This is a genomic window from Pseudomonas sp. (assembly GCF_049645325.1).
Classification (GTDB): Bacteria; Pseudomonadota; Gammaproteobacteria; order Pseudomonadales; family Pseudomonadaceae; genus Aquipseudomonas.
On the sequence record NZ_JBARTQ010000409.1, the window covers coordinates 1 to 9,490 of the forward strand.

The 9,490-nt window shown below is 60.5% G+C and carries 8 protein-coding genes; 5 read left to right on the plus strand and 3 right to left on the minus strand.

Translation table 11 applies throughout. The annotated features are described in order from the left end of the window. Nucleotides 1-170 precede the first annotated feature (170 nt). Together WBB95_RS17725 and rarD are read left to right on the plus strand one after the other, a co-directional pair. Nucleotides 171-1,145 (plus strand): serine/threonine protein kinase, encoded by a 975-nt coding sequence (locus WBB95_RS17725; RefSeq protein ID WP_424488769.1) that lies wholly within the window; start codon nucleotides 171-173, stop codon nucleotides 1,143-1,145. A gap of 176 nt (nucleotides 1,146-1,321) precedes the next feature. Continuing rightward, nucleotides 1,322-2,206: an EamA family transporter RarD gene (gene rarD, locus WBB95_RS17730; protein WP_424488770.1), complete on the plus strand. Its 885-nt coding sequence runs from the start codon at nucleotides 1,322-1,324 to the stop codon at nucleotides 2,204-2,206. 223 nt (nucleotides 2,207-2,429) lie between these two features. Here rarD and WBB95_RS17735 read toward each other — a convergent pair whose 3' ends face one another. Then, complete coding sequence (locus WBB95_RS17735) at nucleotides 2,430-2,942, minus strand: glycine cleavage system protein R (RefSeq protein ID WP_424488771.1); 513 nt, start codon at nucleotides 2,940-2,942, stop codon at nucleotides 2,430-2,432. A 388-nt stretch (nucleotides 2,943-3,330) separates the two neighbouring features. On the opposite strand from WBB95_RS17735, the gene WBB95_RS17740 reads away from it, so the two are divergent. Next, nucleotides 3,331-5,508 carry a malate synthase G gene (locus WBB95_RS17740; protein WP_424488772.1) on the plus strand — a complete coding sequence of 726 codons (2,178 nt, stop codon included), beginning with the start codon at nucleotides 3,331-3,333 and terminating at the stop codon, nucleotides 5,506-5,508. A 36-nt stretch (nucleotides 5,509-5,544) separates the two neighbouring features. Here the strand turns inward: WBB95_RS17740 and WBB95_RS17745 are convergent, their stop codons facing one another. Next, on the minus strand, nucleotides 5,545-5,985 hold the full coding sequence (locus WBB95_RS17745) for a hypothetical protein (RefSeq protein WP_424488773.1): 441 nt from the start codon (nucleotides 5,983-5,985) through the stop codon (nucleotides 5,545-5,547). A gap of 119 nt (nucleotides 5,986-6,104) precedes the next feature. Next, on the minus strand, nucleotides 6,105-6,551 hold the full coding sequence (locus WBB95_RS17750; RefSeq protein WP_078739449.1) for a response regulator: 447 nt from the start codon (nucleotides 6,549-6,551) through the stop codon (nucleotides 6,105-6,107). A 246-nt stretch (nucleotides 6,552-6,797) separates the two neighbouring features. On the opposite strand from WBB95_RS17750, the gene WBB95_RS17755 reads away from it, so the two are divergent. Together WBB95_RS17755 and WBB95_RS17760 are read left to right on the plus strand one after the other, a co-directional pair. After that, complete coding sequence (locus tag WBB95_RS17755) at nucleotides 6,798-8,732, plus strand: putative nucleotidyltransferase substrate binding domain-containing protein (RefSeq protein WP_424488774.1); 1,935 nt, start codon at nucleotides 6,798-6,800, stop codon at nucleotides 8,730-8,732. After that, the gene (locus tag WBB95_RS17760) at nucleotides 8,729-9,436 is read left to right on the plus strand and encodes a 3'-5' exonuclease (protein WP_424488775.1); all 708 of its coding nucleotides are present in this window, start codon (nucleotides 8,729-8,731) and stop codon (nucleotides 9,434-9,436) included. Before WBB95_RS17755 ends, WBB95_RS17760 begins: the two co-directional genes overlap by 4 nt. The last annotated feature ends 54 nt before the right edge of the window (nucleotides 9,437-9,490 follow it).

Sequence of the window (9,490 nt, forward strand, 5' to 3'; positions counted from 1 at the left end):
CTTCGCGAGCAAGCCCGCTCCCACATTCGACCGTATTCCAAAGGTGGAACTCGTTCGAATGTGGGAGCGGGCTTGCTCGCGAAAGCGTCCGTACAGCCACCACCTATCTAAGCCCTGGTGCGTTACCATACCGGGCCGGACGCGGCGCCCTGCTGCGCGCAGGAGTTCGCATGGCCCATCCGTTTGAAACACTCACCCCCGACCTGGTGCTCGACGCCGTCGAAAGCATCGGTTTTCTCAGCGATGCTCGCATTCTGGCGCTTAACAGCTACGAAAACCGCGTCTATCAGGTGGGCATCGACGACTCGGAGCCGCTGATCGCCAAGTTCTATCGGCCCCAGCGCTGGACCAACGAAGCGATTCTCGAAGAGCACCGTTTCACCTTCGAACTGGCCGAGTGCGAAGTGCCGGTGGTCGCGCCGCTGATCCACAACGGCGAAAGCCTGTTCGAACACGCCGGGTTCCGCTTCACCTTGTTTCCCCGCCGTGGCGGCCGCGCCCCGGAGCCGGGCAACCTCGACCAACTCTATCGCCTGGGCCAGTTGCTCGGCCGTTTGCATGCGGTGGGTGCCACCCGCCCGTTCGAACACCGCGAAGCCTTGGGGGTGAAGAATTTCGGTCACGACTCCCTCACCACGCTGCTCGAAGGCAACTTCATTCCCAAAAGCCTGTTGCCCGCCTACGAGTCTGTGGCGCGCGACCTGCTCAAGCGCGTGGAGGAGGTGTACAAGGCCACGCCGCACAAAAACATCCGCATGCACGGCGATTGCCACCCCGGCAACATGATGTGCCGCGACGAGATGTTCCATATCGTCGACCTGGATGACTGCCGCATGGGCCCTGCGGTGCAGGACCTGTGGATGATGCTCGCCGGCGACCGCCAGGAATGCCTGGGCCAGCTGTCGGAACTGATGGACGGCTACCAGGAATTCCACGACTTCGACCCACGCGAACTGGCGCTGATCGAGCCCCTGCGCGCGCTGCGCCTGATGCACTACAGCGCCTGGCTGGCGCGGCGCTGGGACGACCCGGCGTTCCCGCACAGCTTCCCGTGGTTCGGCAGCGAGCGCTATTGGGGCGATCAGGTGTTGGCGTTACGCGAGCAATTGTCGGCGCTCAATGAAGAGCCGCTGAAACTGTTCTGACGAACCTCACACCCCGTGTGGGAGTTGGCTGGCCTGCGATGGCATCGCCTCGGTGTCACGCACAAACCGAGTTGTCTGCATCGCAGGCAAGCCAGCTCCAGCAGAAAGCCACACCCATTACGCGACAAAAATCCTTACAATTGCCGCTTTTTAAGCTGCCCACGCAAGGATTCTGCATGCAAGCCGCCAACCCCCGTCGCGGGTACATTCTGGGCCTGAGCGCCTACGTCATCTGGGGCCTGTTCCCCATTTACTTCAAAGCCATTGCCAGCGTCCCGGCCGCCGAAATCATCGTGCACCGGGTGTTGTGGTCCGCGCTGTTCGGCGGGTTGCTGCTGATGGTATGGAAACACCCCGGCTGGTTCCGCGAGTTGCGCGACAACCCCAAGCGCCTGGCGATTCTGGCACTCAGTGGCTCGTTGATCGCGGGTAACTGGCTGACCTACGTGTGGTCGGTGAACAGCGGGCGCATGCTGGAAGCAAGCCTGGGTTACTACATCAACCCGTTGGTGAATGTGCTGCTGGGCATGTTGATACTCGGCGAGCGCCTGCGCCGTTTGCAATGGGTCGCCGTCGGTCTGGCGGCGGTCGGTGTGGCGCAACAGGTGTGGCAAGTAGGCAGTTTGCCGTGGGTGTCGCTGGTGCTGGCGTTGACCTTCGGTTTCTACGGTTTGATCCGCAAGCAGGCGCCGGTCAAGGCGTTGCCAGGGCTTGTGGTGGAAACCTGGATGCTGGTGCCGATTGCCGTGGCGTGGTTGCTGTTCAACCCGTCGGCCCACAGCGCGCAGCTGGCATTCTGGAGCACCAACGAAGCCTGGTGGCTGGTGGCCGCAGGCCCGGTGACATTGATCCCGCTGGTGTGCTTTAACGCCGCCGCGCGGCATTTGCCCTACACGGCTTTGGGCTTTTTACAGTACGTGGCGCCGACCTTGGTGCTGCTGGAAGCCGTGCTGCTGTTCGGTGAACACCTGGCACAAAGCACGTTGATTGCCTTCGCGTTTATCTGGGCGGGCCTGGTGGTCTACAGCCTCGATGCGTGGCTGACCGTGCGCAAACGCTGATCAAATAATGTACAAACCTCTGCAAGCCACAGCACGCGTGGCTTGCAGGCATTCACCCCAAGGTTATCCACAACCTGATCCCCGCCATTTGTGCACAAGCCCTTGAAACTGTTCGTTTTTTGCTCAACTGGCGCAGAGCACCGGCCGGCTTGGGCTGGCGACGGGTCTCTACAGGTTATCCACAGGCCCATGCAAGATTTCCATGCATAACCTTGTGGGCCGATTATTCCTCGTGGTGCAGTTCCACCATCAAATCATCAGCCAGGGTTTCAAGGGACAGCTGCAAAGTATCCAATGACAACGCCGCCGGCACCTGCAACAGCGCCTCGGCGGTAAACAATGGATCACCGCTCATGGGCGCCGGGCGCACATCCGTGCTCAAGCTTTCCAGGTTCACACCTTGCTTGCTCAACAGCGCGGTGATCTCGCGCACGATACCCGACCGGTCATTGCCCACCAGCGTCATCACGATGGCCTTGGACGCGGCGGCCTGCCCGGAACTGCCCTCACCCACCAGCACGCGAATGCCGTGTGTGGATAAATCCTCCAGCGCATTCACCAGGTCCTGACGGCTTTCGGTCGGCACACTGACCCGCAAGATCCCGGCAAACTGCCCGGCCATGTGCGCCATGCGGCTTTCCAGCCAGTTGCCACCGTGGGCAGCAATGTTCTGCGCGATGCGTTCAACCAAACCGGGTTTGTCGGCGGCGATAATAGTGAGTACAAGATGGTCCATGGCGAAGCCCTCTGGAATTCCAATCTACAAGGTGGACTCGGGAGCCCTCGAAAACAAATCGTGTACCATTTTTATATTTATCTGGAACAATCCGATAGTTTTTTGAGAACATCCCATACCCCACTGTGACCGCCTGGCCAAAGTGGGTCGCTAAACGACGTATTTAGTCTAATTTTCACAACCGCAAGTCATCATGTAGTATGCCCAATCGCGCACTACATAACGTTAGGTCGATGTCTGCCAAGGCACCAACGCACCGCGAAAACCCGCCAGCCCAGCCGCCTGCACGGCATGTACTGGGGGATCGGGTTCGTGGTTTATGGCCAGAGGCTTCATTGGTAAATTGAAAAGCTGAAAAGCGCATAAGCTCCGCAGAGTGAGGCAAGCAATGACTGAACACGTTCAAGTCGGTGGCCTGCAGGTCGCCAAAGTCCTGTTCGACTTCGTGAACAACGAAGCCATTCCCGGTACCGGCATCACTGCCGACCAGTTCTGGGCCGGCGCCGACAAGGTCATCCACGACCTGGCACCGAAGAACAAAGCCCTACTCGCCAAACGCGACGATTTCCAAGCGCGGATCGACACCTGGCACCAAACCCACGCCGGCCAGGCGCACGACCCGGTGGCCTACAAAGCCTTCCTGCAAGACATCGGATACCTGCTGCCAGAAGCCGCAGACTTCCAGGCCACGACCCAAAACGTCGATGACGAAATCGCCCGCATGGCCGGCCCGCAGCTGGTGGTGCCGGTGATGAACGCGCGTTTCGCCCTCAACGCCTCCAATGCCCGCTGGGGCTCGCTGTATGACGCGCTGTATGGCACCGACGCCATCAGCGAAGCCGACGGCGCCGAGAAGGGCAAGGGCTACAACAAGGTCCGCGGTGACAAGGTCATCGCCTTCGCCCGCGCCTTCCTCGACGAAGCCGCGCCACTCACTGCCGGCAGCCACGTCGATTCGACCGGCTATAAAATCGTCGATGGCACGCTGATCGTCAGCCTCAAGGGCGGCAGCAACAGCGGCCTGCGCGACGATGCACAGTTGATCGGTTTCCAGGGCCCCGCGGCCCAGCCGATTGCGATCCTGCTGAAACACAACGGCCTGCACTTCGAAATCCAGATCGACGCCAGCACCCCGGTCGGCCAGACCGACGCCGCCGGTGTCAAAGACGTGCTAATGGAAGCCGCACTGACCACCATCATGGACTGCGAAGACTCCGTCGCCGCCGTTGATGCCGATGACAAAGTGGTGATCTACCGTAACTGGCTCGGCCTGATGAAGGGCGACCTGGCCGAAGAAGTGGCCAAGGGCGGCAAAACCTTCACCCGCACCATGAACGCCGACCGCGTCTACACCGGCGTGGATGGTCAGGACGTGACCCTGCACGGCCGTTCGCTGCTGTTCGTGCGCAACGTTGGCCACTTGATGACCATTGACGCGATCCTCGACAAAGACGGCAACGAAGTACCCGAAGGCATTCTCGACGGCCTGCTCACCAGCCTGGCGGCGATCCACAGCCTCAACGGTAAAAGCAGCCGTAAGAACAGCCGCACCGGTTCTGTGTACATCGTCAAACCGAAGATGCACGGCCCGGAAGAAGCGGCGTTCACCAACGAGCTGTTCGGCCGCATTGAAGACGTGCTGAACCTGCCGCGTAATACCCTCAAAGTCGGGATCATGGACGAGGAGCGCCGCACCACGGTCAACCTCAAGGCCTGCATCAAGGCGGCCAGCGAGCGCGTGGTGTTTATCAACACCGGCTTCCTTGACCGTACCGGCGACGAAATCCACACCTCCATGGAAGCCGGCGCGATGGTGCGCAAGGCTGCGATGAAGGCAGAAAAATGGATCGGCGCCTACGAGAACTGGAACGTCGATATCGGCCTGAGCACCGGCCTGCAAGGCCGTGCACAGATCGGTAAAGGCATGTGGGCAATGCCCGACCTGATGGCGGCAATGCTCGAACAGAAAATCGCCCACCCACTGGCCGGCGCCAACACCGCCTGGGTGCCGTCGCCCACCGCCGCTGCACTGCACGCGCTGCACTACCACAAGGTTGACGTATTCGCGCGCCAAGCCGAGTTGGCCAAGCGCGAGCGCGCATCGGTCGACGATATCCTGACGATTCCTCTGGCCAGCAACACCGATTGGTCCGACGAAGAAATCCGCAACGAGCTGGACAACAACGCCCAGGGCATCCTCGGTTATGTCGTGCGCTGGATCGACCAAGGCGTCGGCTGCTCGAAGGTGCCGGACATCAACGACGTCGGCCTGATGGAAGACCGCGCCACCTTGCGCATCTCCAGCCAGCACATCGCCAACTGGTTGCGCCATGGCATCGTCAATGAAGCCCAAGTGATGGAAAGCCTCAAGCGCATGGCGCCGGTGGTGGACCGTCAAAATGCCGGGGATGCGCTGTACCGCCCGCTGGCACCGGATTTCGACAGCAACATCGCGTTCCAGGCAGCAGTGGAGTTGGTGATTGAAGGCACCAAGCAGCCTAATGGCTACACCGAGCCGGTATTGCATCGCAGGCGTCGGGAGTTCAAGGCCAAGAACGGCCTTTGAATAAACAGCGCAATTGAAAAAGCCCTGATCGAAAGATCAGGGCTTTTTGGAAGAAGAGACCTTGGGCAAGTAAGCCAGGACAGCACCATTTAACAAGACCGTTTTGCCCGTCGCACTTTGGAGCAGCACATTATTGATCTCCCCGCTGTGCACGCGGCCACCCTCACGCGCCTCAACGCCGATAATGATTCGCCCTGCGCCTACGTGAATATCGAATACCTCATCGTTCGAATCGGTATAAACAATAGCGCGAGAAGTATCGGGAGTAATCATCTTCGAACCGGAAACGAGTGATTCCGCATAGGTGATTTCAATCTTTTCAGAACCGACGCCGGCTATCTTGGTTTTCTTGAGCGTACCCGACACGTTCTTGATGTTAAAAACCTGGGCCTCGATCTCTTCTCCACGTTTGATCAAACAGAACGTGCCCTTCAACTCTTCAGCTGTTTTCGCTTTGCTGTCGTCTGCAGTACTCATGGTGGACTCCTGTTCCTGAGTTAAGAGCCACTGGCCATATTCCAGAACGCTCCAACCCAGTACACAGCCCTCACATTTTCCTGCCTACTGTCAGAGTTGACAGGTTCGACCAACGGTAGCTATTGCGCCATCCCCAGTTCGCGCTTGACCATCTTCGCCAACTTCACGCTATCAATGGGCTTGAGCAAAAAGTCCACGACACTCAAGTGCATCGCATCAATCACATCCGGCGCTTCGGCGTCCCCCGACATGATAATGATCGGCAACGCGGCCCGAGTGGAGCTGCGCACCTGGCGAATCAGCTCCAGGCCGTTACTGGGCGCCATGCGCAAATCGGTGATCAACAAACCAATGGAGCTGCTGGAGCTCAACAAGTCCCACGCCGACTCGCCGCTGTCGGCGGTCATGCAGCGAATACCGTCCAGCCCCAGGATTTCTGCCAGCAGTTCGCGCGCGTCCTTGTCGTCGTCGACAATCAACACGCGTTGTGGCGGTAGATCGGGCTCAAGCATTACGGCGCTCAGCGCCTCGCGCTCGGCATCACTCAAAATATCGTGGTCGGACATACGTTTCTCAGCAGTTCTCATCAATCTCCCAGCACACTCGTCAGACATCTGCGGAAGGGCGAACAATGTGCACTTCGTCGGAAAGTTTGCCTAGTGGGCGTTCTACGGGGTTTGCACAATAGCCATGTAAGGTTTTTCCCTAGTTGAGCGTGGTTTTCCTCGACCTAGACTTACGTCCAATGGGCACCTGCCGCGCGGGAGTCGACCATGAGGGACGATAACGACAAAAAAACTGCGGTCACTGTTATGAGTAAAGCTGATGCTTTCACGCAGGCGGGAAAAACCGCCGTGTTGCAGAACATTCACGGCACCCTGCAATTCCTGCAACGCTTCCCGCCGTTCAACCAGATGGAAAACGCCCACCTGGCGTTTCTGGTGGAGCAGTGCCAGTTGCGCTTCTACGGCCCCGGCGACAGCATCCTCAAGCCGTCGGGCGGGCCGGTTGAGCACTTCTATATCGTCAAGCAGGGCCGGGTCGTGGGCGAACGCCCGCAGTTGAACCAGGACGCGGCCGACATCACCTTTGAAATCACCACCGGCGAGTGCTTCCCCCTCGCCGCGTTGCTGGGTGAGCGCGCAACCCGCACCGAACACAAAGCTGCCGAAGACACCTTTTGCCTGCAACTGAACAAGCCGGCCTTTATCAAGCTGTTTGCCCTGTCCAGCCCGTTTCGCGATTTTGCCCTGCGCGGCGTCAGCAGCCTGCTCGACCAGGTGAACCAGCAAGTGCAACAAAAAGCCGTGGAAACCCTCGGCACCCAATACTCGCTGAACACCCGCCTGGGCGAATTGGCCATGCGCCATCCGGTCACCTGCAGCCCGAACACGCCGCTGCGCGAGGCGGTGACGCAGATGCATGAACAGCAAGTGGGCAGCATCGTGATTGTTGATGAACACAAAGCGCCGCTGGGCATTTTTACCCTGCGCGACCTGCGCCAGGTGGTGGCCGACGGCACCGGTGATTTCAATCAGGTCATCGAACACCACATGACCCAGGCGCCCTTCGCCCTGAGCCCGGACCACAGCGCCTTCGACGCGGCTATCGCCATGACCGAGCGGCACATCGCCCACGTGTGCCTGGTCAAGGACCAGCGCCTGTGCGGCGTGGTGTCCGAGCGCGACCTGTTTTCCCTGCAAAGGGTTGACCTGGTGCACCTGGCGCGCACCATCCGCAACGCGCCACGGGTGGAAAACCTGGTGGCACTGCGCGGCGAGATCGGCCAATTGGTCGAGCGCATGCTGGCCCACGGCGCGTCGTCCACCCAGATCACCCACATCATTACGCTGCTCAACGACCACACCGTGTGCCGGGTGATCGAACTGACCCTCGCCGACAAAGGCGACCCAGGAGTGCCGTTCAGCTGGTTGTGCTTCGGCAGCGAAGGCCGCCGCGAGCAGACGCTGTTCACCGACCAGGACAATGGCATCCTGTTCGAGGCCAGGGACGCCGCCGAAGCGGCCGACATCCGCGGGCGGCTACTGCCCCTGGCCCAGCAGATCAACCAGAGCCTGGCGTTGTGTGGCTTCAGCCTGTGCAAGGGCAATATCATGGCCGGTAACCCCGAGTTGTGCCTGTCGCGGGCCGAGTGGGCGCGGCGCTTTGCGGCGTTTATCCGCGAGGCCACGCCGGAAAACCTGCTGGGGTCGAGCATCTATTTCGACCTGCGCGTGGTGTGGGGCGACGAACACGGTTGCGAGCAATTGCGCCAGGGCATCCTGGACCAGGTGGCAGACAACCGGCTGTTCCAGCGCATGCTGGCCGAGAACGCCTTGCGTCAGCGCCCGCCCGTAGGGCGTTTCCGCGACTTTGTGCTGACGCGCAAAAGTGGCGAGAAGGCTACCCTCGACCTCAAGGTCCAAGGCCTTACACCGTTTGTGGATGGCGCGCGCCTGCTGGCCCTGGCCAATGGCATCCACGCCAACAACACCCTGGAGCGCCTGCGACAGTTGGTGGCCAAGGACGTCATTGAGCCGCTGGACGGCGCCGCCTATGAGGAGGCCTATCACTTCATCCAGCAAACCCGCATGCAACAGCACCAGTTGCAAACCCGCGAGAATCAGCCGTATTCCAACCGCGTTGATCCCGACAGCCTCAACCACCTGGACCGGCGCATCCTGCGCGAATCCCTGCGCCAGGCCCAACGCCTGCAAAGCAGCCTGACCTTTCGGTATCAACTGTGAGTGTGTTCGGCTGGCTGCGTCCGAAAAAACCCGCGCTCGACGCGACACAACAGCGGCGCATGGAGCAACTGCCCAACCCCGCAGCACTGGGAGACGGCCCCCTGTGCAGCCAGCGCTGGGTGGTCGTGGACCTGGAAACCAGCGGCCTGAACCTCAACCGTGACCAGGTGCTGTCCATCGGCGCGGTGGTGATCGAGGACGGCGCGGTGGACTTCTCGCAACTGTTCGAGCGCACCCTGCAACGCGCCGAAACAAAGCTCAGCCCCAGCGTGCTGATCCATGGCCTCGGCCCCAGTGCAATTGCCGCCGGCAGCGACCCGGTTGAAGCCTTGCTGGATTTCATGGAATTCGTCGGCGACAGCCCGTTGCTGGCGTTCCACGCGCCGTTCGATCAACACATGCTGTGCCGCGCGCTCAAGGACAGCCTGGGTTATCGCCTGGCCCATGCGTTTCTGGACGTGGCTGACATCGCCCCGCTGCTGTGCCCCGAAGCCAATATTCGTGAAGCCGGGCTCGATGACTGGGTCAGCCACTTCAAACTGCAGGTGGGCGAACGCCACCACGCCAGCGCCGATGCCTTGGCCACGGCGGAGTTGATGCTCATCCTGTTCAGCCGTGCAAATCGGCAACACATCGACAGCCCGCAGGCCCTTCAAGAACGCTTGAGCCAATGGAAACGCCGTAAACAAACCCCCTCTTTCTAACGTCCTGCGGGCCTTTGTGGTGAGCGGGCTTGCCCCGCGCTGGGCTGCGAAGCG

What these genes read in the sequence shown, in the direction of transcription:
- WBB95_RS17735 (WP_424488771.1), bottom strand. Translation starts at nt 2,942, where the DNA reads ATGGACCATCTTGTACTCACTATTATCGCCGCCGACAAACCCGGTTTG.
- WBB95_RS17740 (WP_424488772.1), top strand. Translation starts at nt 3,331, where the DNA reads ATGACTGAACACGTTCAAGTCGGTGGCCTGCAGGTCGCCAAAGTCCTG.
- WBB95_RS17745 (WP_424488773.1), bottom strand. Translation starts at nt 5,985, where the DNA reads ATGAGTACTGCAGACGACAGCAAAGCGAAAACAGCTGAAGAGTTGAAG.
- WBB95_RS17725 (WP_424488769.1), top strand. Translation starts at nt 171, where the DNA reads ATGGCCCATCCGTTTGAAACACTCACCCCCGACCTGGTGCTCGACGCC.
- WBB95_RS17755 (WP_424488774.1), top strand. Translation starts at nt 6,798, where the DNA reads ATGAGTAAAGCTGATGCTTTCACGCAGGCGGGAAAAACCGCCGTGTTG.
- WBB95_RS17750 (WP_078739449.1), bottom strand. Translation starts at nt 6,551, where the DNA reads ATGTCCGACCACGATATTTTGAGTGATGCCGAGCGCGAGGCGCTGAGC.
- rarD (WP_424488770.1), top strand. Translation starts at nt 1,322, where the DNA reads ATGCAAGCCGCCAACCCCCGTCGCGGGTACATTCTGGGCCTGAGCGCC.